26 protein-coding genes are annotated in these 21,296 nt (G+C 68.4%); 10 read left to right on the forward strand and 16 right to left on the reverse strand.

Annotation, left to right across the window (positions count from 1 at the left end; translation table 11 throughout):
- Window position 1 precedes the first annotated feature (1 nt).
- The 3 genes from ACZ7SW_RS09955 (at window position 2) to ACZ7SW_RS09965 (ending at window position 2,427) form a co-directional block, all read left to right on the forward strand.
- Window positions 2–922: a VOC family protein gene (locus ACZ7SW_RS09955; protein ID WP_470230029.1), complete on the forward strand. Its 921-nt coding sequence runs from the start codon at window positions 2–4 to the stop codon at window positions 920–922.
- A gap of 22 nt (window positions 923–944) precedes the next feature.
- Window positions 945–1,460, forward strand: a complete 516-nt coding sequence (locus tag ACZ7SW_RS09960; protein ID WP_470230030.1) for an SRPBCC family protein — start codon at window positions 945–947, stop codon at window positions 1,458–1,460.
- 79 nt (window positions 1,461–1,539) lie between these two features.
- A complete protein-coding gene (locus ACZ7SW_RS09965) occupies window positions 1,540–2,427 on the forward strand; it encodes an SDR family oxidoreductase (protein ID WP_470230031.1) in 888 nt (295 codons plus the stop codon).
- On the opposite strand, the gene ACZ7SW_RS09970 is transcribed toward ACZ7SW_RS09965, so the two are convergent.
- A complete protein-coding gene (locus ACZ7SW_RS09970) occupies window positions 2,411–2,851 on the reverse strand; it encodes a hypothetical protein (protein ID WP_470230032.1) in 441 nt (146 codons plus the stop codon). The genes ACZ7SW_RS09965 and ACZ7SW_RS09970 overlap by 17 nt on opposite strands.
- 318 nt (window positions 2,852–3,169) lie before the next feature.
- Here ACZ7SW_RS09970 and ACZ7SW_RS09975 point away from each other — a divergent pair, with 318 nt between their 5' ends.
- Entirely contained in the window at window positions 3,170–4,378 is a 1,209-nt protein-coding gene (locus ACZ7SW_RS09975) for a hypothetical protein (protein WP_470230033.1), read from the forward strand.
- Between the two features lie 66 nt (window positions 4,379–4,444).
- Here the strand turns inward: ACZ7SW_RS09975 and ACZ7SW_RS09980 are convergent, their stop codons facing one another.
- The gene (locus tag ACZ7SW_RS09980) at window positions 4,445–4,903 is read right to left on the reverse strand and encodes a MarR family winged helix-turn-helix transcriptional regulator (protein ID WP_470230034.1); all 459 of its coding nucleotides are present in this window, start codon (window positions 4,901–4,903) and stop codon (window positions 4,445–4,447) included.
- 76 nt (window positions 4,904–4,979) lie between these two features.
- Here ACZ7SW_RS09980 and ACZ7SW_RS09985 point away from each other — a divergent pair, with 76 nt between their 5' ends.
- Window positions 4,980–5,837: an NAD(P)-dependent oxidoreductase gene (locus ACZ7SW_RS09985; protein ID WP_470230035.1), complete on the forward strand. Its 858-nt coding sequence runs from the start codon at window positions 4,980–4,982 to the stop codon at window positions 5,835–5,837.
- The gene (locus tag ACZ7SW_RS09990; protein ID WP_470230036.1) at window positions 5,834–6,295 is read left to right on the forward strand and encodes a VOC family protein; all 462 of its coding nucleotides are present in this window, start codon (window positions 5,834–5,836) and stop codon (window positions 6,293–6,295) included. Before ACZ7SW_RS09985 ends, ACZ7SW_RS09990 begins: the two co-directional genes overlap by 4 nt.
- 9 nt (window positions 6,296–6,304) lie before the next feature.
- Here the strand turns inward: ACZ7SW_RS09990 and ACZ7SW_RS09995 are convergent, their stop codons facing one another.
- The 11 genes from ACZ7SW_RS09995 to ACZ7SW_RS10045 form a co-directional block, all read right to left on the reverse strand.
- Window positions 6,305–6,760, reverse strand: coding sequence for a hypothetical protein (locus tag ACZ7SW_RS09995; RefSeq protein ID WP_470230037.1), 456 nt, complete (start codon window positions 6,758–6,760; stop codon window positions 6,305–6,307).
- Between the two features lie 31 nt (window positions 6,761–6,791).
- Window positions 6,792–7,139 (reverse strand): hypothetical protein, encoded by a 348-nt coding sequence (locus ACZ7SW_RS10000; RefSeq protein WP_470230038.1) that lies wholly within the window; start codon window positions 7,137–7,139, stop codon window positions 6,792–6,794.
- 173 nt (window positions 7,140–7,312) lie between these two features.
- Complete coding sequence (locus ACZ7SW_RS10005) at window positions 7,313–7,567, reverse strand: hypothetical protein (protein ID WP_470230039.1); 255 nt, start codon at window positions 7,565–7,567, stop codon at window positions 7,313–7,315.
- Window positions 7,540–7,770 carry a hypothetical protein gene (locus ACZ7SW_RS10010; RefSeq protein ID WP_470230040.1) on the reverse strand — a complete coding sequence of 77 codons (231 nt, stop codon included), beginning with the start codon at window positions 7,768–7,770 and terminating at the stop codon, window positions 7,540–7,542. Before ACZ7SW_RS10010 ends, ACZ7SW_RS10005 begins: the two co-directional genes overlap by 28 nt.
- 23 nt (window positions 7,771–7,793) lie before the next feature.
- Window positions 7,794–9,308 carry a DHA2 family efflux MFS transporter permease subunit gene (locus ACZ7SW_RS10015; RefSeq protein WP_470230041.1) on the reverse strand — a complete coding sequence of 505 codons (1,515 nt, stop codon included), beginning with the start codon at window positions 9,306–9,308 and terminating at the stop codon, window positions 7,794–7,796.
- A gap of 29 nt (window positions 9,309–9,337) precedes the next feature.
- Window positions 9,338–10,240, reverse strand: coding sequence for an NADP-dependent oxidoreductase (locus ACZ7SW_RS10020; protein WP_470230042.1), 903 nt, complete (start codon window positions 10,238–10,240; stop codon window positions 9,338–9,340).
- Complete coding sequence (locus tag ACZ7SW_RS10025) at window positions 10,237–11,799, reverse strand: carboxylesterase/lipase family protein (RefSeq protein WP_470230043.1); 1,563 nt, start codon at window positions 11,797–11,799, stop codon at window positions 10,237–10,239. The genes ACZ7SW_RS10020 and ACZ7SW_RS10025 overlap by 4 nt, the downstream gene beginning before the upstream one ends.
- Window positions 11,800–12,069: 270 nt before the next feature.
- Window positions 12,070–12,786, reverse strand: coding sequence for a TetR/AcrR family transcriptional regulator (locus tag ACZ7SW_RS10030; RefSeq protein WP_470230044.1), 717 nt, complete (start codon window positions 12,784–12,786; stop codon window positions 12,070–12,072).
- 217 nt (window positions 12,787–13,003) lie between these two features.
- Window positions 13,004–13,816, reverse strand: a complete 813-nt coding sequence (locus tag ACZ7SW_RS10035) for a class I SAM-dependent methyltransferase (RefSeq protein ID WP_470230045.1) — start codon at window positions 13,814–13,816, stop codon at window positions 13,004–13,006.
- A gap of 9 nt (window positions 13,817–13,825) precedes the next feature.
- Complete coding sequence (locus ACZ7SW_RS10040) at window positions 13,826–14,278, reverse strand: GbsR/MarR family transcriptional regulator (RefSeq protein WP_470230046.1); 453 nt, start codon at window positions 14,276–14,278, stop codon at window positions 13,826–13,828.
- 33 nt (window positions 14,279–14,311) lie between these two features.
- The gene (locus ACZ7SW_RS10045; protein WP_470230047.1) at window positions 14,312–15,244 is read right to left on the reverse strand and encodes an alpha/beta hydrolase; all 933 of its coding nucleotides are present in this window, start codon (window positions 15,242–15,244) and stop codon (window positions 14,312–14,314) included.
- 108 nt (window positions 15,245–15,352) lie between these two features.
- On the opposite strand from ACZ7SW_RS10045, the gene ACZ7SW_RS10050 reads away from it, so the two are divergent.
- The 3 genes from ACZ7SW_RS10050 (at window position 15,353) to ACZ7SW_RS10060 (ending at window position 16,601) form a co-directional block, all read left to right on the forward strand.
- Entirely contained in the window at window positions 15,353–15,691 is a 339-nt protein-coding gene (locus tag ACZ7SW_RS10050; RefSeq protein WP_470230048.1) for a PadR family transcriptional regulator, read from the forward strand.
- Window positions 15,688–16,008, forward strand: a complete 321-nt coding sequence (locus tag ACZ7SW_RS10055; RefSeq protein ID WP_470230049.1) for a hypothetical protein — start codon at window positions 15,688–15,690, stop codon at window positions 16,006–16,008. The genes ACZ7SW_RS10050 and ACZ7SW_RS10055 overlap by 4 nt, the downstream gene beginning before the upstream one ends.
- A gap of 62 nt (window positions 16,009–16,070) precedes the next feature.
- Window positions 16,071–16,601, forward strand: a complete 531-nt coding sequence (locus tag ACZ7SW_RS10060; RefSeq protein ID WP_470230050.1) for a hypothetical protein — start codon at window positions 16,071–16,073, stop codon at window positions 16,599–16,601.
- Between the two features lie 184 nt (window positions 16,602–16,785).
- Here the strand turns inward: ACZ7SW_RS10060 and ACZ7SW_RS10065 are convergent, their stop codons facing one another.
- Complete coding sequence (locus tag ACZ7SW_RS10065) at window positions 16,786–17,655, reverse strand: cyclase family protein (RefSeq protein WP_470230051.1); 870 nt, start codon at window positions 17,653–17,655, stop codon at window positions 16,786–16,788.
- Window positions 17,656–17,699: 44 nt separating this feature from the next.
- The gene (locus ACZ7SW_RS10070) at window positions 17,700–18,056 is read right to left on the reverse strand and encodes a winged helix-turn-helix transcriptional regulator (protein ID WP_470230052.1); all 357 of its coding nucleotides are present in this window, start codon (window positions 18,054–18,056) and stop codon (window positions 17,700–17,702) included.
- 86 nt (window positions 18,057–18,142) lie between these two features.
- Here ACZ7SW_RS10070 and ACZ7SW_RS10075 point away from each other — a divergent pair, with 86 nt between their 5' ends.
- Window positions 18,143–19,438, forward strand: a complete 1,296-nt coding sequence (locus ACZ7SW_RS10075; protein ID WP_470230053.1) for an MFS transporter — start codon at window positions 18,143–18,145, stop codon at window positions 19,436–19,438.
- Here the strand turns inward: ACZ7SW_RS10075 and ACZ7SW_RS10080 are convergent.
- Window positions 19,422–21,029: an ABC-F family ATP-binding cassette domain-containing protein gene (locus tag ACZ7SW_RS10080; RefSeq protein WP_470230054.1), complete on the reverse strand. Its 1,608-nt coding sequence runs from the start codon at window positions 21,027–21,029 to the stop codon at window positions 19,422–19,424. The genes ACZ7SW_RS10075 and ACZ7SW_RS10080 overlap by 17 nt on opposite strands.
- Between the last annotated feature and the right edge of the window lie 267 nt (window positions 21,030–21,296).

A 21,296-nucleotide genomic window follows, 5' to 3' on the forward strand; every position in this document is an offset into this window, starting at 1 on the left:
CATGGGAATGCACCGGCTGACCCGCGTCACGATGGGTGTCCCCAACGTCGCGGAAACCATCGCCTACTACGCCGAATTCGGGCTCACGCACGTCGGCGACGGGTCCTTCACCACCCTCGAAGGCGGCGAACAGCTTCGCGTCCGGCACGCGCCTTACCGGCAGCTGCTCGAACTAGGCGTCGGGGTCGACGACGCCGACGACATCGCACGAACCGCCGCCCGCCTGAACCGGCTCGGCGTGGTCAGCACCGAGACCGGGACCGCCGTCGCCGCGGTCGAGCCAGTCTCCGGATTCACTGTGCGGGTCGAGATTTCGCCGCGGATCACGCAGCAGCCCGTTTTGGCCACGCCGTACAACGGACCCGGCCGCATCGAGCGCTCCGGCCGCGCGCCCGGCGTGCTGCGCGACAGCCCGATCCGGCCGAAGAAACTCGGCCATTGCGTGGTGGGCACCACCGATCTCGACGCCACCATGCGCTTCTTCACCGAGGCGCTCGGCTTCAAGGTCAGCGACTACATCGGGAACAAAGGCGCTTTCATGCGCTGCTCAGTCGATCACCACAATGTACTGGCGCTCGCGGCGCCGGTGAACTTCCTGCACCACACGTCCTGGCAGGTCGACGACATCGACGACGTCGGCCGCGGCGCCGCGGCGATGCTCACGGGGCGCCCCGAGCGGCACGTCTGGGGACTCGGCCGGCATCACGCGGGTTCCAATTTCTTCTGGTATCTCAAAGACCCGGCGGGGAACTTCAGCGAGTACTACGCCGATATGGACTGCATCCCCGAGGACGAGATCTGGACGCCGGAGGTCTTCGAAGGCGCCCAAGGACTGTTCAGCTGGGGACCGCCCCCGCCGCCGTCGTTCCTCGAACCGGACGACCTCGGCGCCCTCATGACCGGACAGCACTCCCCCAAGTAATCACCGAAAAAGGAGAGAAATCATGACCGCAGACCTGTACGTTCCGCAGATCCCGGACAACCTGAACATCCGGTTCGTCGAAAACCGCATTGTCGTCAACCGCCCGGCGCAAGAGGTGTACGACTGGGCGACCACCTGGTCGAACCTGCCGAAGTGGCTGCCGATGGCGTCGGGGACCGAAGTGCGGCGCGGCACGGCGGACGTCCCCGCGGAACTCGGCGACGTGCTGCTCGAAAACATCGTCCCGGAGCTGAACGAAAAGCCGAAGCTGTACACCGTCGTCGCGCGGGTCCCCGGAAAGCTCTGGACCGTGGTCGGCCGCGACGTGCTCGACGACGGCACCCTGGCCCCGGCGATGCACGCGATCGCCACCTTCACCACCTTCGACCTCGGCGACGGGACCACCCTGTTCTGCCGCCTGTTCGAGCGGCTGGTCCCGCCCACCGAACCGGCCGGCCCGCACCCGGTCGAGGACTCGGCGCGCATCCAGCCCGGGCTGGAACTGCTGAAGGCGCACATCGAGGGCACCGCCGCGTAGTTCCGCGGTTGACCTCCACCAAGGTCGAGGGAACAAGATCTCGGTGGAGGTCTGAACCACACCGCGGAGGAGACTGCTGATGATCTTGGTGACGGGTGCGACCGGAAACATCGGGCGCGCGCTGGCCGGACGACTCGCCGAGGCCGGTGCCGAGGTCCGCGCACTGACCCGGTCCCCCAGCCGGGCAACGGTTCCGCACGGAGCCGAAGTCGCGGAAGGCGATCTCACCGATCCGGAATCGCTCCGACCGGCGCTGAGCGGCGTAGAAGCGATCTTCCCGCTGAAGCCCGGAACCACCGACATCAGCCAGGTCCTGAAGGCGGCGGCCGAAGCCGGCGTGGCGCGAGTCGTGACAGTGTCGTCACTGCTCGCGCAAACCCACCCCGGCTCGTTCATCGGCCGGAATCTGCGCCGCAGCGAACAGGCCGTGCGGGACAGCGGCCTCGAGTGGACCCTCCTGCGGCCTTGGGAATTCTCCTCGAATCTGCTGCATTGGGCCCCCGCGATCCGCTCGGACGGCGTCGTGCGAGCGCCTCGCTCGGGCCTGCCGTCGCCCGCCATCGATCCGCGGGACATCGCGTCGGTAGCGGCCCACGCGCTGCCGGAGGACGGCCACTGCGGAAAGACCTACCCGCTCACCGGTCCTGCGGCCTTGACGCCGCAGGAAAAGATCGCGGCGATCAGCGCGGCGCTGGGCCGTCCGCTGGTTTTCGAGGAGGACGCCAGCCTGGCGACCCGGGGAATTCCCCGACGAGGTCGCCGCCGCCGCAGCGTTCCCCGGGGTGTGCGCGGCGGCCAGCCCCGGCGCACTGTCCACAGTGGAAGAAGTCACCGGCGCTCCGGCGACGACCGTGCGGCAATGGGCGGTCGAGCACGCCGAGTCTTTCCGCTGACCGGCCGCTGGCACTGCGTCGCCCGGCTCAATCCGACGACGCAGTGCCAGCCGTTCGCTACCGCGAGACGGTGATCGTCGGGCCGTCCAAAGTCTCGTACGAGTAATTGTCCCCGACGAACTGGTGCTGAATCACATACTGCCCGAGCTGCGCGTTGGCGAGAACCCCGATGGAGAAGGTGAAGGTTTTGCTGCCGTTGATCGGAACGTCGCCCACGTCGTAGCGAATGGTGTTTCCGGCCTCGTAGCACAGCGCGCAGGTGCTGACGTCGAGGAGTTGATTGATCGCGCCGTTCGCCACGTCCAGTCCCAGCTTTCCGCCTTTCAGCGGATCCGCGTCGGCGTTCGACAAGGTCACCGAGAAGGTCAGGGCCGCTCCAGGCGCGACAGTGGTCGGCGTGATGCTCACTGTGCTCGACGGTGCCGGGTCCGCGCTGGCGGACGTGCTCATCACCAACAGGCCGAGAGCACACAACGCCGCGACAATAGCTTTTCTCATGACAGCTGATCACCCAATCCATGCTTTGGCACAACACGGGAAAAAGGGATAGGCCCGCCTCGGCCCGCCGAGCGCTCGCACGACCATTCGGAGCACGACTGCTCATTCTTTCGGCCGCACTGTATTTCGTCGCCTTCAAGCCGGATTGGCCACGGGCGGGGAATGCGACCTCCTTCTGGGCCAGACCCCCGACAGGTCGACGTTAGCCCGGAAATGATAGCGGGAATCCGGCCCGTCGCGCGAGAACTGTTCGCCGATGACCGCTATCGTCGAAGACGGGCCGCCCATTACCGGGGGTCGGCCGACGGGGGTCGACGCATGTATCTCAGCCCGCAGACTGTCGCTTTGCCCGGCCAGGTCTGGGGTCTGGCGGCACCCGGCCCGGACGGCCCGCTGGTCGCGACCACGTACGACGGCGGCGACCTGTCCCGCACAGTGCTTGTCGCACTCGATTCCTCGGGTGCGGTGCTTTGGGACTACCGCGCTGACGGCCACCCGTATCCGCCACTGGTCAGCGTCAGTGAGACGGTGTGGATCGCCCGCCGGGACGCAGGCTGCTACGTCCTGACCGAACTCGGCCTCACCGGCTCGGTCCTCCGCTCAGTGACGCTCGAACACGAACCGCACGAGCATCTCGGCGCGTTCGTCCTGATGCCGGACGGCTTCTGCGCGTCGTGGCTTCCCGCCGACAGATTCCACATCGTGCCGCCTGGCCGCACCCCGCGAGTAGCCCGCCACGACGAGCGCGGCCGGACAGTCTGGTCCACCGCCATCCCGCTCGACTCGCTGAAACCGGAGGACACCGACTCTCCCGAGCACCGCCCGGGGCCACCGCGAGAGCCCCGAACGCTCACCGCGGCGCACTGGCAGCCACTGCTCGTCTCCGCCGACCGCATCGCGGCCGGCTTCGCGGACGACGGCAGCGGGATCGGCGTGACACTCTTCCTCGACACCGCACACGGCAGCGTGATCTCCCAAACCCGGCCCGGCCCGCGCGGACGGTGCGCCATCGCGGCACCCGGCGAATTCCTGATCGGCGAACAGGGCTACAGCTTCTTCCGCACCACCCGGTACGACCGCACCGGAATGGCGACGCGAAGGTGGTCCAGCCACGGTTTACCGCTGATCGATCGACACGGCGGCATTCGCGGTCCCGAATCCGAAAACATCTGCGGTTCACTCTTGCGATTCCGCGGCCTGGCCGAAAACGGCACCCTGCTCGACGGGCCGGTGGTGCGCGGTTACCACACCACGTACCCGGCGCTGGACCGCAAAGGCACGGCAGTGTTCTGGCGCGAAGGCCGCCTGCTCACCGTCGACGCGGACTTTCACCTGCGCAAGCTCTTCCTCAGCGAAGACGACCGCGGGGCGCTGGGCCGGATCCTGCTGCTCGCGGACGGACTGGTCGTCTTCAGCCTGGGCAGCGAACTGCTGTTCTTCCGCGACACCGGCCTCGACCCCCTGGACGACGGGCCGTGGCCGTGCGACGGCGGCAATCTCAACGGCAACCCGGTGAGATACCAGTAGCGCTCAGCTGGAACGGCTGTCCGGCCTCGCCACTCAGCCGGAACGACTCTCTCTCCCCACACACACTCAACCGGAACCGCTCTCCAACCCCTCCACACCGAGCAAGCGCAGCCCTTCCTCCAACTCCGCCAATGCCGCCCCGTCAAGGAAGTGCTCTCGAACCGCGCGCGCATGAACGGGCAGCGCGGACTCATACGTGCGCAAACCCTCCTCAGCAAGGGAAATCCGCATCAACCTCCCGCGCCCCGCAGCCGCGCGGTCGACCAGGCCTCGCCGGTGCATGCGGGCGAGCTGGTGCGAAAGCCGGGTCGCGGTCCAGCCCGTCAGTTCGCCGAGCAGTTTCTGGCTCAGCTGCCCGTCCTGAGCCTCGTGCAGCCGCGCCAGGATCTGGAAATCCGCGCCGGACAACCCCGTCGCGGCGAACAGATCCCGCTCGACCGCCGCGACCACCGTGCCGCTGAACTGCACGAACGAACGCCACACCAGCGTCTCTCGCGAGGCGAGCGGATCCGGGTCGCGGTTCATGATCTCCCTTACGTCGTCGCTTGCGGTAGTATCGGACCTCTGACTTGATACGTCAAGTTGACACATCAGGAGGAACATGATGCGAACAGTGGCGGTGCTCGGCACGGGCGACGCGGGTTCCGCGATGGCGCAGCGGCTCCGGGAGCACGGTTTCGCAGTCCGCGCGTGGAACCGGACCGGATCCCGCGCCCGGCCGTTGGCGGCGAACGGCGTGGCGGTCTTCCCCACCGCAGCGGAGGCGGTGCGCACCGCCGAGGTCGTGCTCGTCACGGTCTTCGACACGGCAGCGGTGCTGGAGGTACTGAGCCAGATCGCCCCGGCCCTCGGCTCCGAAGCGGTCGTACTGCAGAGCGCGACCGTCGGCGCGGACATCGGCGGGATCGCCGAAACCGCGGAACGGCTCGGCGTGAGCCTGCTCGACGCGCCGTTCCTCGGCAATCCTCAGCGAGGCGGACTCACGATCATGGTCGCGGGAGCCGCCGAACCCAAGCGGCTGGCGAGCCCGGTTCTCGAGGCGCTCGCGTCCACTGTGGTCGATGTCGCGGACCGGCCGGGCGGTGCGAGTCTGCTGAAACTGGCCTGCAACGCCTGGCTTTTCGGCTTGAACGCGATGGCCGCACAGGCCGCTGTGCTGACCGAATCGTTCGGGCTGGACTTCCGGCTCTTCCTCGACGCTGTCGCCGGCTCGAAAGCTGACAGCCCGTACCTGCGATATCGCGCGGCCCAGCTGACCGGCGAAACCGACCAGGTGCTGAGCCCGGTCCGCGCGGCGGTCAAGGACCTCGCGCACCTCCGCGCCGCCGCGTCGTCGGCCGGAGTACCGGATCTGCTGCTGGACCGGCTCGCGCGGCTCTACACCCAGGCCGCGGACAACGGCCTCGGCGACCACGACCTGGCCGCGGTCCGCGCCGTCCTCGGAAAGCAGGCGGCATGACGAGCCTCTCCGGAGTGCACCACCTGAAGTTTCCGGTGAGCGACCTGGACCGCAGCCTGGGCTGGTGGGAACGCGCGTTCGGCGCGGCACGGCAGCCGCGGTGGGACCATCGCACGCCGGACGGGACGCTGTTCGGATACATCATCGCCGTCCAGGGAATAGCAGAGCCGATCGAACTCAGGCTCGCGCCCGGAACGGCCTCCGCGATGTCCGGCTTCGATCCGGTGACCTTCGCGGTGACCGACCTGTCCGCTGTGCGGGCATGGGTCAGCCGGTTCGACGCGGCGGGCGTGCCGAACTCCGGCGTGTTGCGCGGGTTGCTCGGCTGGCTGGTCGTGGTGCACGATCCGGACGGCGCGTCGATCCGGCTGTACAGCGAGCAAACCCATGACTGGGACGCCGAACGCGCGGACCTCGAATCTCCCTGGATCGCACCGCCGGCCCGCGACCGGCCCTGAACCGGCCAGTCACCGCACCGCGACGTAGTCTCCGCCGCCCCGGGCCGCGGCGGGATCGGCGTGCGTTGACGCGCTGGTCAGGAAACGCCCCCGCACGACGCGGACCCAGGAGCCGTCGAGCGGAAAGACGAGCACGACCTTCGCCCCGTCAGTTCCGCGCAGCATCGAGCCATCTCTCAGGTCGCCGAGAAATTCGATGATGTCGCGCTCGATTTCCTCGGCGAATTCGCGCTGGCTTTCGCGAGAGATGTCGTACAGATCGGTATCGATGTCGTAGGTGACCCGCTTGCCGGTCGCCGGATCACGGGCCTCGAACTCCACCCCGAGCCAGCGCCGCGGGTCAACGATCACCGTGGCCTGCCACGTCAACCCGCTGAGTTGCCATCTCACCGAGGCGTCGTCGGCGACCACCGTCCAGGCGGTGGTCGCTTCCAGCCCGCGAAGGAAGGCAAGGAGGCCGGTCATGCGGCCGATTCTAGGCCGCGGGCCACCCGCCTCAGCGGACGGTGAACGGCAAAATCGAGTACGAATGCTGACAGTCCAGCGCCACCCAGTAGTCCCCGTTTCCCGCCGGAGTGACGTCCGGCCGCACACTCGCCTGCGCGGTGCCGACGTAGGTGGGCGGGTTCGTCGGGAACCCGGTGAGCACGTTCGACCACAACTGGCGCACCGGACCGTCGTCCTTGCTGCATTGCCAGCTCATCGTCACCGGATCGCCGGGTGCGCCCGAGTTCGGATCGAGAGTCAGCCGCGAAGTCCTCGGCGCCGCGGCCGAAGCGGGTGCCACCGCGCCGATCCCGGCCAGCCCCAGCACGCCAAGCAAGACAATTGTCCGACGAATCATGACCCCTCCCCAGGTTCGAACTCCTTACGATAGAACCACGCGCTTCGCTCTGTCCAGGCAGATCCGCGACCAGACGCCGCCCAGCGCGGTTAGAGGGCGGCGTCTGGCGCATCGCGAAACCGGCGGTTCCGTGCCGCGGGTCCGGCGGGTGGCACCGGTTCGCGAAGTGCGGGTCAGGCCCCGGGAATCCGGGGCAGCAGCAGCTGCGGTCGCTGATTTTCGGTGCTGTGCAAGGTAGTCCGGCCGCGGTATTCCGCCCGGTCGCGATCGCCGGGAAGTTCGTGCCAGTACGCACCGCTGCCCCGGACTTCACGGCCGTAGGTCAACTCGTGCGGGCCGGGCAGATGGTGCTCGTAGTCCTGGCCGCGCACGGACACCCCGAGCGCATACCCGGCCGGCATCACGATCGACAACGGCCAGATCTCCACATCGGCCTCGTGACGGCGACGTCGAGGACCAGCGACTCGATCCGTCCCCACCGCCGGTAGATCGTCACCTCGTGCACACCCGACCGCTCGGACTCTTCCCGCACCGACGGCTGGTCGCGTCCCTCGGCGAACAGCTCGCGCACGGCGTTGTGCACCGCCGCGCGGGTGCGAGCGGTCCGGCCTCCAGGACGGGTGTCTGCCATACGACCAGGCTAGCGTTCGTATCTCAGGCAGCTGCTGTGTCGTGCTCGGACAGGGGCAAGGGACCGCTTCGGAACATCAGCGCGGCCAGCACCGCGCTGCTGAGGAAAACCGCCGCCGCGATCCAGAAGACCAGGTGGTACCCGGCGAAGGTCGCTGCGGCGACGGTCTCCGGGAGTGTCGCGGTCGCCGGGTGCGCGGCGAGGTATCCGGCGACCGCGGACGTCGTGAGCGAACTGAACACCGCGGTGCCGATGGAGCCGCCGATCTGCTGGGCGGTCGTCACCAGCGCGGACGCCACCCCGGCATCACTGGGCTGGACACCGCTGGTCGCGGCGTTCTGCACCGAGCCGAAGATGCACCCGAATCCCAAGCCGGTGACGAGCAGGGCAGGCAAGATGTTCGCCGCGTAGCTCGAATCGGCGCCGATTCCGGTGAGGACGACCATGCCGGCCGCGGCGAGGAGACATCCCAGGGTGACGATCGGTCGAGGCCCCCGGCGAGGCAGGAGCACCGCGCCGGAGAACACGGCACCCGCCATGACCAGGCCGATCATCGGAAGGAACGCCACGCCGGTCTGCACCGGACTGAACCCCAGTGTGTTCGCGAGGTAGAAGGTGAGGAACAGGAACACCGCGAACATCCCGGTCCCGCTGATCCCCAGGGTCAGATACGCCGCTCCCCGGACCCGGTCCAGGAGCACCCGCAGCGGCAGCAGCGGATGGGCGGTGCGGCGTTCGACGACCACGAAGGCGGCGATGAGCGCGACGCCCGCGAGCACCGGCCCGAGCGTCCGGATGTCGTGCCAGCCGTTCCGTTCCGCGGTGCCGAGGCCGAAGACGATCCCGATCAGGCCGAGCACGACGGCGGCCGTGCCCGCGACGTCGAGCCGGACCCGCTGCGGCCGATCGCCGTCGTGCAGGAGAACCAGCCCGCCGACGAACGCGACCGCCGCGATGATCAGGTTGACGTAGAGGCACCACCGCCACGACAGGCCCTGCGTGAGGACTCCGCCGAGCAGCAATCCCACCGCTCCGCCCGCGCCGGAGATCGCGCCGAAGATCCCGAACGCGCGGCCGCGTTCCTTCGCGTCGTCGGCGAAAGTGATGGACAGCAACGACAACGCGGCCGGCGCGAGCATCGCGGCGAACGCGCCCTGGCCGATTCGCGCGGCCAGCAGGGTCGCGAAGTTCCCGGCCGCGCCGCCGACCGCGGAGGCGAGTGCGAATCCGCCGACGCCGACGAGGAACAGCCGCTTCCGTCCAAAGTAGTCAGAGAGCCGGCCGCCGAGGAGCAGGAGGCTGCCGAAGGCGAGCGCGTAGCCGGTCAGCACCCATTGCCGGTAGTCGGCGGGGAATCCGAGGTCGTGCTGCGCGCTCGGGAGGGCGATGTTGACGATGGTGGAGTCGAGGATGTCCATCAGCTGGGCGAGGCTCAGCACGACGAGCGCCAGCCAGCGATGCTTGTGGTGCACGGCGTTTCCGGGCGCGCTCCGGGGAGCCGGCTGGGTGGTCCCAGCCGGCGAGAGGTCAGAATTCATGAGGTTCTTTCGCTTGAGTGAGGGGCCCGTCAGCCGGGCAGCAGCACGAGCTTTCCGCGCACACGGCCCGATTCGCCGACCCGGTGCGCTTCCGCGACCTCGGTCAGCGGGAACGTCTGCCCGACGGGCAGGGTGAACTTTCCGGCTTCGATCAGCTCGCCGAGCTGAGATATCACATAGAGCGCGTGTCCGCCGTCGCCGCGGCTGAACCGCACGCCGTACTGCTGAGCACCGGCGAAGTCGGTGATGGTGATGACGTGCTCCGGGCCGCCCGCGAGCTGGATCAGCTCGGGGAGGACCCCGCTTCCGGCGACGTCCAGCGCCAGGTCGACCCCGGCGGGCGCGAGCGCGCGGACCCGGTCTGACATACCAGGGCCGTAGGCAACGGGTTCAGCACCGAGCGAGAGCAGAAAGTCATGCGTGGCAGGGCTTCCCGTGCCGATCACGCGGGCACCCCGGGCCACGGCGAGCTGAACCGCCGCACTGCCGACACTGCCGGAAGCCCCGTTGACGAGCACCGTGGTGCCGCCCTCGACGCCGAGCTGGTCGAGCGCACGCGCGGCTGTCTCGGCGGCGGCAGGCAATGCGGCTGCCTCGGCGAAACCGAGCGACGGCGGGATCTGCTCGTAGCAGAACAGGACGGTCAGTTCCGCTTGTGCGCCACCGGAAGCGGAGAATCCGAAGACGCGGTCGCCGATCGCCACATCCGTGACGCCCTCGCCGAGTTCGTCCACGATGCCCGCCGCTTCGTGTCCCATGGTCTGCGGGAGTTCCTGGTCCATCAGGCCCTGGCGGTTCTTCCAGTCGCTCGCGTTGACGCCCGCGGCGCGCACGGAGATCCGGACCTCGCCGGGGCCGGGGTGCGGATCCGGGACGTCCGCGATCTCGAGGACTTCCGGACCGCCGAAGGTGCTGAACCGGACCGATTTCATGACGTACTCCCTTCTCGACCCGAGGCCGAGGATCGAAGAGGCAGGCACGGGAAATCGTGCCCCGCCCACAAGTTCGCGGACAGCTGTTCCGGATAAGACCGCACGATCGGGTCGGCGCCGATCACCCAGGTCGTCCCCGCGCCGTCGAACTCGCCCCACCCGGGACCCTCGCCGCGCGCGAAGGCGGTCCAGGCCGCTCGCATCGCCGCCGAGAGCGCGATGAGTTCGGCATTCGGTTGCGGTCCAAGCAGTTTCTCGACCAGCGGTCCGGTCAGGTTGCCGAACGTCAGCGCGACGTCGGCGCCGTGGCAAGCTCCCAGCACCCCGCCGGATCCGGGCGCTTCGACGACGAACTCGTACAGGAACGAGCGACCGGCGTGGTCCCGCGCGAGGTTTGCCGAGGGCATGCGGAACAGCCAGTCGGAATGGAGGGTTTCGTAGAGCTGTTCGGATGTCGCTTCCGGGAAAGCCGCGCGGTAGCCGTCCGGCGCTAATGCGACGAGTGCGTCCGCCGTCATTTCCTCCGTGACGAGCCCGAGCATCCCGCGTCCAGCAAGCATTTTCCGGAACTCGTCACGGGTGTGCCCGACGATCAACTCGACGTCCCCGGAAGCACCTTCTCGGAGGGCTTGCCAAGGCGTGGCAGGAAGAACGTCGCCGTCGACCACCGGCGAGAACGGCGTCGCCCCGTACGCGAAGGCACCCCAACGATCGGCGTACTCGCGCATATCAAGCGCACCCACTGCCGTGGCAAGAGCGACCGGTGAGATATCACGGAGCCCCTCGACCGTGGCCTCGGCTCCGGCTCCCGCCGCGATCGCGGCCATGACGTCCGCCGCCAATTCCGGCGAGACAAAGGTTCCCGGCACACTCTGCGCGATCGCCCGGTGGAACAACCCAACCGCCCGCGGCATCGCGAGCAGCGCGGCGACCGCGCCCCCGCCCGCGGAATGGCCGAACACCGTGACCTGACCCGGGTCGCCGCCGAACGCGGCCGCGTTGTCCCGGACCCACTCGAGCGCCGCGACCTGGTCCAGCAGCCCGCGATTCGCGGGAGCCCCGGCGATCTGCCCGAACCCCTCGACCCCGACGCGGTAGTTGAACGTCACCACCACGACGCCGCCCTCCTCGGCGAGGACTGCCCCGTCGTACACGGCCTCGGCCGAGCTGCCGGCGAGGTAGCCGCCGCCGTAGACCCACACCATCACCGGACGGCTGCCGAACAGGTCGGTGGTCCAGACATTCACGGTGAGGCAGCCGCGCCCGTCGTCGGCCGGACTCAGCGGCGGCGCCACGGCAGACGAAGGCACTTCCGCCTGGGCCGGGATCGGGCCGAATGTCTCGGCGTCGAGGACGTCCTCCCACGCACGAGGCGGCTGGGGCGCAGCGAAGCGCAGGTCGCCCACCGGCGGAGCGGCGAACGGGATGCCGCGAAAGACCGCGAGAGCACCGTCGGTCGTGCCGCGGACCCGGCCGTGGGAGGTCTTCGCCACGGGCCGCCGGGCCGGGGTCGGGGTGCCCGCCGATCCGGCTGGCCGCTGGTCTGTCAGGTTGTCCACGAACACTGTTCTATCAACGAACGGTGTTCCTGTCAACGCGCACGAAACCGCCTCCCGGGTGGAGAGGACGCGATTTCCAGCGGGCGGACCGCTGGGAAAAGGGGGTCTGAACTGGTCTTTTATCCGCTGCTGAGCATCTGCCAGCGGATGGGGCAGAACCGGGGTCGCCGCCCGCGGCTGATCACCGACGGGCGCGCGAAGTGGTCGAGCATCCGGACGAGGGAACTCCTCACCACCGGCCAGCTTCGCGCCAACGGCCGGGCCGCTCGCCTACCGACGCGCCAGACCGTCGATCATCAAAGCCACAGAGAAGTCGAACCGGTCATGCCCCTCACCGGCGGTAAGTTCGACAGCATGGCTTGCGGTGCAAGGAAATTCCTCCGCAGGCAACGAAGCGAGCCGACGCCGCATCTCTTCCCGCCCGACGACCCACACGGCGTCCTGCTCCTCGACCCGCCGCCGCACGATCGACGCCTCCAGGCAGTAAGCGGCCACGTAGAGCAGCAGCGCGTCAACACCCCAAGCGGCGGCCTGCGCAGTGACGCCGCCGTTCAGCAGGATCGCCAGCATCCCCTCGTTGAGCCGCGCGGTGTCGAGGTCGGTGGGGGCCACCGCGAAGGCCGCGCCGGAGATTCCCGGGTAGGCCAGGTACAGGTCGCGCAGCTGGGCGCACACGTCGCGGATCTGCTCGCGCCAGTTCGCGGCATCCGGCTTCGGCAGGACGATTTTCGCGCTCAGCCGCGCGATGAGCAGCTCGTCGAGATCGGTTTTGTTGACCACGTGCGCGTAGAGCGAAGCGGGACCCGTGTTCAGCGCGTCGGCCACGCGGCGCATGGACAGCGCCTCGTACCCCTCGGCGGCGATGATCTCCAACGCGGTGTCGACCACCTGCTCGACCGTGATCGGCACCGTGCGCCGCCGCGGTTTGGGGCTGGTTCCGGAGTTCGGTGACTGGTGCCGGGCCGCGCGGCGTTCTTTCGGATCCACCAGTGCACCTTATCTCGGAGTGTTCGTCCGCCGAACACTGTTCGTCCTGGAGACCCACTCCCCCTGGCCGGGCGGGGCCTGCCCGGAGCGGCCGGTTCGCCAGGCCAGGTAGAGCCCGGTCAGCGCGAGGGCGATCAGAGCAAGGGGCCACTGCATGCCGTCAGCGTTGTGACGGCTCGTGATCCTTTCAAGAAAGACGCAGTTGCGGCCCGAACGCCTAGAAGCGGTACCGAAGCACCCGCGTCCCCTGACGGGACAACACAGTGCTGCACCCCATCAACCGGGTCACCGCACGCAGCGGCTGCGGGAAATCGCGGACCTCCGGAACACGGGTCAGCAGCTGCTCGTCGACCAGGGTCAGACCGGCCTGCCAGCGCTCCGGCTCGTGCGCGTCGTCGAACCCCTGCGCGGCCGTGATCCCGATGGCCTTGATCGTCGGGTGGTACTTCATCGACCAGGCGGCGAACCGGGTATAGCCGTTGAGCGCGAGCTCCCCGGTCTCGAAATGCGCGGTCAGCTGCCGAGCCATCCGCTGGAACGCGTCACCGGGCAGGAACGGCAGCACGCCCTCGGCGACGATCATCGCCGGCCGGTCGCGGGGCAGCGCGTCGAGCCAGCCGGAAGTGGTCAGATCAGCACCCACGCACTGAGATCTCTCCGGAAGGAATTGGGATCGCAGGGCGACGACATCGGGGAAGTCGATGCCGTACCAGTCGACGCCGCCGGGCGGGTCGCAGCGGAGCGCCCGCGAATCGAGGCCGCACCCGAGGTCGAGCACGACCGCGTCGGGGTGGGCGGCGACGAACGCCCGGACCGCTTCGTCGAGTTTCTTGGCACGCAAGGCGGTACCGCAGACGAGGCTGGGTTTGACCTTGAGCCGGGCGAAGTCGTAATCGATCTGCTCGGCGATGCGGGCCGAATGGACGTCGCCGAGGATCGGGCGCGGCGACTGGGAATCCAGGGCCCTGGCGTGGAGGGTGAGCAGCAGGGTCTCCCGGAGCGGGTCCAGGTCAAGACGCAGGCGTGGCACGAGAAGTCCTTACGTTTTCAGGGGATTGCGCGCCGCGAGGTCGCGCAGCCAGGTCAGGGACCGTTGCGCGGCGCGGATGCGTTCGGTGTTCGGCCCGCCCCCGGCGAGTTTCATGCCCTCGTCGGCGATGTCGCCGAAGGCGCCAAGGCTGTCGAGCTTGCGCTGGACGACCTTGTTCCAGGCATCGTCTTCGATGCGGTAGTACGTGGTGCGGTCGCCGGGGACGCGGACCTTGCGGATGAGCCCGATAGTGGTGAGGAAGCGCATGTTCGACGTCAGCGAGGCGCGGCTGGCCTGGATCGTGTCGGCGATCTGGCCCGCGGACTGCTCGGGCGGGTCGCAGATCATCAGCAGGCCGAGGATGCGCCCGGTGATCGGCGGGAGCGCCCATTCCTCGACGCAGAACGTCGCCACCCGCTCGACCCACTGCAGCATCTCGCCCTGCTTGTCCTGATTGGACATCGCGCGCCCTCCTCGGCCAGCTCTTCAGATCCGTCACTCTGTCATGACGGCCCCTGTCACGCGGGAAGGCACCGGGGTGACGCCGGGCTGCGGGGCCTTGCGCAGGTGCTGGTCGAACCAGTCCACGGCCAGCGCCATCGCCTCTTCGAGACCGGGTCCGGTGTAGAGGCCGAGCACGTCATACGGCAGCACCTCAAACCGTTTCGGCTCACCTGCCTTGGCGAACGCGCTCTGCGCCTCCTCCAGCACGTGGTAGGGATCCCAGCCGCCGTTGGCGATCATCAGCAGCGGCGTCGGGGCCAGCCGGTGGATGAGCTGCTCCGGCGCGAAGGTGAGCATATGCTCGGTCGAGTCGAGCGTTTTTTCGTTGCGGTAGGAGGGAAACATCTCCGCGGCGACGTCCGGAGCGTCCTGAACGCTGTCCCCCAGCCTCAAATGCGGGACCCTCGCGCTGGCCTCGCCCTCGTAGCGACGCTGCCAGTCCTCGTCGAGCTGATCGCGCACCGCGCGCACCCCGGCCCAGCCGGCCAGCCGTTCCAGGTATCGCCACCCGTTCCACACGCTGGGGCTCTGCACCACGACACACTTCGCGCGCCGGTCCAGCACCGCCGCCTGCACCGCGACCGATCCGCCGATACTGACCCCCCACAACCCGATCCGTGCCATATCAACCTCCGGCCGCTGCTGCAGGTAGGAGATCGCGCTGCGAAAATCCTCCGCCTGCCGTTCCGGATAGTCCTGGCACCGCGGCTCCCCCTCGCTGCCGCCGACCGTGCGGTAGTCGATCGCCAGCACGGCGAACCCGGCGCGCACGAAGTACGGCGCGAACACAGCCAGCGCCTCCTTGACCATCACCCCGCTGTGCCCCAGCACCAGACCGGGAACCGGGCCCTCGACGTCCGGCAGGTACAAATCCCCGGCGCACGAGGTGCCGAGACTGGTGAACCTCACCTGTTCAAAGCTCATTGCCGTTCTCCCCTTCTTGCCAGTGATTTCAGTCTGGACTGAAATGACTAGCAATGTCAAGCCGTCAATCTGGCCGCCATATACAGCTCATCGGCATATGCTCCGGTCATGAATGACGGTGCTCTGCGCGAGCCGACCTTCCTGGTCCTCACCGCGCTGGCCGCCCAGCCGCAGCACGGCTACGGCGTGCTGCGCGACGTCGAGACGATCTCCGGCGGCCAGGTCACGCTGCGGGCCGGCACGTTGTACGCCGCGCTGGATCGGCTCAGCGCGGAAGGCTGGGTGGAAGTGGATCGCGAGGAAGTCGTGCACAGCAGGCTGCGCCGCTACTACCGCCTGACCGAACCGGGAGCCGCGCGGCTGGCCGCCGAAGTCCAGCGACGGCAACGCCACACCACCGCCGCCGAACGGCGGCTTCAGCTCCGCAGCGCGGAAAGACTGGCATGACCGGCCTCGAGCGGCGCTACCGGCGGCTGCTGGCTTTGTACCCGCGCGCACATCGGGCCGTACACGGCGAAGAAATGCTGGGCGTGTTGCTCGACTGTGCCGGAAACCGAAGCAAGCCAGGGATAACGGAGACGCTGGACCTCACGCGGGGAGCAGTCCAAGTGCACTGGCGGCACACCCTGAGCGGCCACGACCGCCGGGACACCCTGGCGATAGTCAGCCTGCTGGCACCGGTGGTCCTGCTGACCGCAGCCGCTTCGACAGTGCGCGAGATCCGCAGTGTGGTCCGGCCGGACGGTTGGCCAGCGAGGGTGTAGGCGGGAGCGCTCTCTGACATTCCAGTGTGGACGGTTTGGCGGGCCGCAGCTGTGCTCGGCGTGTGCGGTATGCGACGGGCGTCAGTGGCCTCGCCTGGTTGGCCACCGCCGGTTTGCTTACTGCCACCATTCTCGATCCCACCCGGCATTGGTCAATGGACGTGACCGCGGGCTGGGTACTGCTCAGCGTTTTCGCGGCAGCTGCGATGACCACGTCTTCGGGCCCACTCCACGGTTTGACCCTGCTGGGCCGACGGTGCCTGACCATCCTCACTGGCACTGTCGCAATGTTGCTCGCCCTCACGACGACAGCTCGGGGCATGCACCTTCCCCTTGCCCAGCTCGTGCAGCTGATGGTGCTCGCGGTCGGCGTCTTCGCCGCTTGCCGCGTTAGCACGCGAAGCGGCCGTCGTGCAGCGTTGATCCTTCTCGCGCCGCTGATCGCGGTGCCGGTCGTCGCGCGCGTGCTCGGACAGCTCGATGCCTACACAGTTCTGCCGGTCGCCATTTACGCCGTACCGATAGCCATCACGTTGGGATGCGCCGTTCTGCTCCATCGTTTTGACCGGCATCCGCGCACGAACCGAAACTGAGCAGACCTTCACTTGGCGCGGCGGTCTCGCCTGTCCGGAACGCTACGGATTCCTCGAATGAGACACCCGCACCCTTTGTCACCATCAATTCCTCATCGGCGGACACTTCGGAATCCCTCATCCGCGAACAAGAGACTGCCCTTGCAGTCACCAAAAACGGCCCGACAGAGAAGACCAAAGCTGCTCAGAAGATCGCGAGCGGATTGACTGGCACCCCCGTCAACCCGAGGATCCGCGGCGGTGCAGCGACAAAGAGAAAGCTGTACCGGCCGAGCTCGGCACACACCGTGGCGAGTTCGTCGGCGTCCACGGCGTCGATCAGCGGCATGCCCAACCTCGGGAGGGCCACCCCGTGCATCGCGAACGGTCGCGAAGGCGGGTAAGCGTCCGAGAGGTCTCCGGCATACAGCGACACACCACGGTCGTGCATCCACCACACCGCGTCGAGGCTCATACCGGGCATCGGGTTTCCGCGGTAGCGAGTCCGCACCCAGCCGAACCGCGCGACCAGTGCGTCGCCGGGTTCGACGTGGACTCCGAAGCGTTCCTCCGCGGCATCGAGGTCCCGCCCGGTGATCGCGCGATCGGCGGGCACCGGGCCGTCGGCACCGAGATCCAGCAGGACTCCCCTGGTCACAATCCCTTCGGCGAACGCCGAGGTCGACCCGTGCACGACGCCGCCCATCGTGACGCTCTCGTTCGCCGAGCGGCCCGGGTACACCTGTCCGTCCTGCGGGATGTGCGCCAGCGCGTCCAGGTGCGTGGACAGGGTGTGGTGATTCGTCACCGTCATGACGTCCGCGTGCGCGAGCGCGGGGCTTCCGGTGTACAGCATGAGCTGCTGCACCGGCGACTCTTCGGCGGTCCGAGGCGGGAAGGGACCGCTCAGCACTGGTGCGGGCCGGATCGGCACCGCGAGGGAGACCGAGCGGCCGGTGCGCGCTTCGCGCCCGCCTCGTTCGCGGACCTGGTCGGTGATCAGGTTCAGGGTGCCGCGTTCGTCGTCGGCGCCCCAGCGACCCCAGTTGCTCGGCAGTTCGTCACGCTCGCTCATGACCTTGATCATACGGAGAATCCGCTGCCGGAAAGGCCGGCGAATCACCGGCCAGAGTCGTGCTTCGCGGCGTAGGACCGGCCCCACGCCGCCATCGCGTTCAGTACCTCCTGCGCATTCTCGCCCAGCTCCGTCAGGCTGTATTCGACCTTCGGCGGCACCTGCGGGTACACCACGCGCCGCAGCAGGCCGTCGGCTTCCAGTTCGCGTAGTTGGCGGGTCAGGACGCGGTCGGTGAGATCTGAGAGCAGGCGCGAGAGTTCGCCGAAGCGGAGCACTCCGTGGTCGGACAGTGCGTGCAGGATGCTCGGCTTCCACGCGCCGCCGAGCACCATCGTCGTGATCTCGGCGGCGCAGGTCGTTCGCCACGCTCGCACGGCCTTCTCCGTTTGCGGACGCATCCGGCCTCCTCACTATCCATTCGGTTAGTACTGGACGGCGAAGTCCGTACTTGTCGGCCAAGGGGGTGTCCGGACAGGATCGTCGCATGGCGTTGACCCGGGTGGAGCCGCGGCGCGGGCTCGTTCTGATTCCTTTGCTGGCTGGCGTGCTCGGCGGAAGTCTCGCCCTTGGCATGGTCAACACCGCGCTGCCGCGGATCGCTTCCGAACTGCAGGTGTCCGCCCCGGCGCGTGCGTGGATCGTCGACGTGTACCCGCTCGCGCTGGCGGTGGCGATGGTCGGGGCGGCGCGCGCGGGCGACCGGTACGGGCGGAAACGCGTGCTGTTGCTTGGGGTGAGCGCGTTGGCTGTGTTTAACGCGGTGGCCGCGGCCGCCACCAGCGCAGCGTTGCTCATTGTGTGCCGGGGGTTGCTCGGAGTCGCCAGCGCGCTGATTCTGGCCGGAGTCGTCGGCACGATCGGATCGCTCTTCTCCGGGCGCGCTCTCGCGTTCGCCAACGGGATGTGGGTCACGACGCTGGGAGCGGGGAACGCGCTCGGGCCGGTCGTCGGCGGGCTGCTGACGGAAGGCCCGGGCTGGCGCTGGGTTTTCCTCGCGCTGGTGCCGCTCGCGGTGCTCACGATCGCGCTGGCGGTGTGGTTGCTGCCCGAATCGGTCGGGCAGGCGGTTGCCGGATGGGAGATCCCGAGCCTGCTGTGGTCGGTGGCGGCGATCGGCGGGATTGTGTACGGGCTGCAGGAAATCACCGTCGCACCGTTGCGCGGATTGTTGTGCACTGCGGCGGGCGTCGTTGCGGGGATTGTGTTCGTACGCCGGCAGCTTCGGCTCCGGGAACCGCTGTTGCAGGTACGGCTGTTTCTGCGGCCGGGGTTCGCGTCGGCGTTCGCGCGGATCGTCGTTTCCGCCGCGACAGCCGCCGCCTGTCTCTATCTCGTCAGCCTCGAACTTCAGCACGCGCAAGGGCGTACTCCCATCGAGGCGGGTTTCGCGCTGGCTCCGCAAGCTGTGGCCACGGCGGTGGGCGGGTTGGTCGCACCGTTCAGCGTGAACTGGCTGCGCAGCCGGACGTCGACGTCCATTGCGTTGGTGATTCAAGCTGCTGGTCTAGCGGCGATTCCGTTGACTCACACGGTGCTTCCGGTTGCGTTGGTCGGATTCGGATACGGCGCGATCGGCACTTTGGCGACCACCGCGCTGTTCGAGGCCGCGACCGCCGAGCACGCCGGAGCGGCCGGGGCGACTCAGGAGGTGGGGTTCGCCATCGGTGCGGGCGGCGGGGTCGCCGTGTTCAGCACGATCGCCAATCTCGGCGGCGGGACGGGGTTCGCCGCGGCGCTGATCGCGGCGGGAGCGGTCACGCTCCTCACCGCGATCCGCTGACCGCCGTTTCCTCCACTGTGGACCCCAAATGCACCCACCTCGTCGGCCCTAGTGTCCGCAGGAACGGGATATCGTGACTCACCACGACAAGGGCCCCGGAGTAGGACTTCAGCGCCTTCGACAGTTGCCGAACACTGGCCAGGTCCAGGTTGTTGGTGGGTTCGTCCAGCAACAGCAGTTGCGGCGCTGGTTCCGCCAGCAGCAACGTCGCGAGCGTCGCCCGGAAACGCTCACCCCCGGAAAGGCTTCCGGCCGCCTGGTCCACCCGGCTGCCACGCAACAGGAACCGCGCGAGTTGAGCGCGGATCTCGTTGTTCGACGCGGACGGAGCTGCCCGGGCCACGTTCTGCGCGGCGGACAGCGCGTCGTCGAGAAGGTCGAGCCGTTGCGGCAGCCAGCGCACCGGCACCGGGACTTTGATTGTCCCGGATCGCGGCTCGATCGCTCCGGTGATCGTTTGCAGCAGCGTGGTTTTGCCGGAACCGTTCGGCCCGACCAACGCGACGCGCTCCGGCCCGCGCAGTGCGAGATTCACCGCGAGACCGTTCCGAAGCTCCACATCGGACAGCGTGAGCACTTCTTTTCCGGACGGCACCGTGGTTTCCGGCAAGTCGATCCGGATCTCGTCGTCGGCGCGGACCGCGTCCTCGGCCTCCTTCAGCCGGTCCTTGGCCTCCGCCACCTTGCCGAGATGCATCGTGCGGTGTTTGCCCGCGGCGATTTCCGCGTCCTCCTGGCGTTTGCGCATCCGGACCTTGGGCTCGCGCTTGTTCTCCCACTGCTTCCGGCCGTACCGAGCCCGCCGGTCCAGCTTCGTCCGCGCCTCGATCAGCTCCCGCTTCTGCCGTTTGAGATCCGACTCCGCGGCACGCATCGTCCGCGAAGCCGCCTCCTGTTCGACGGCCACCGCCGCCTCGTAATCTTCCAGGTTCCCGCCGTAGAAGGTCACCTCCCCGGAACGCAGCTCGCCGATCCGGTCGACGTGCCGCAGCAACTCGCGATCGTGAGATACCAGTACCAGCACGCCTTTCCAGGCCCGGACCGCCTCGCCGACCAGCCGCCGGGCCCGCAGGTCCAGGTTGTTGGTCGGTTCGTCGAGCACGAGCACATCCGGCTGCCGCAGGAACTGCGCGGCGAGACCGAGCAGAATCAGCTCACCGCCGGACAGTTGCCCCGCCCGTGCGTCGAGGGCGACGTGCGCGAGGCCGAGCTGAGCAAGCGTCGCGCGGGTGCGTTCCTCGACGTCCCACTGATCGCCGACGGTCGCGAAATGGCGCTCGTCGGCTTCCCCGCGTTCGAGCGCGGCGAGCGCGGCCCGGACCTCCGCCAGGCCGAGCACCTCGTCGACGCGGCGTTCGGAGGCGAGGATCAGGTTTTGCGGCAGGTAGCCGAGTTCGCCGGACACGCTGATCGAGCCCGCGGCCGGCCGCAGTTCGCCGGAGACCAGCCGCAGCAGGGTGGATTTCCCGGAACCGTTGAGCCCGATGAGCCCGGTGCGGCCCTCGCTGATCGCCAGGGTGAACCGGTCGAAGACGACCTCGCCGTCCGGCCAGGCGAAACTGAGGTCCGAGCACACAATGGACGAAGACATAGGCGTGACTCCTCGTTCGTGATGGACAGGAACGTGGAGACACCGCGGCACGGCACGCGGGTTACGGGACGGGATTCCGACTGCCGTCATCCGAGGCCAGACGCGCGACGGGCGGAAGAACCCGGGTCGCGGTGTCTCTGAACCTCAGAAGATCAATATCCCTCTCCGATGAACGGCAGCAGCTGACCTCAGTTTACCCAACGGCCCGGTCGTGGCGCGAACGAATTAACGCGGCGGGCGCGGCCCAGCGGCGGAACCACGCCCGCC

The organism is Amycolatopsis sp. NPDC114484 (assembly GCF_055633755.1).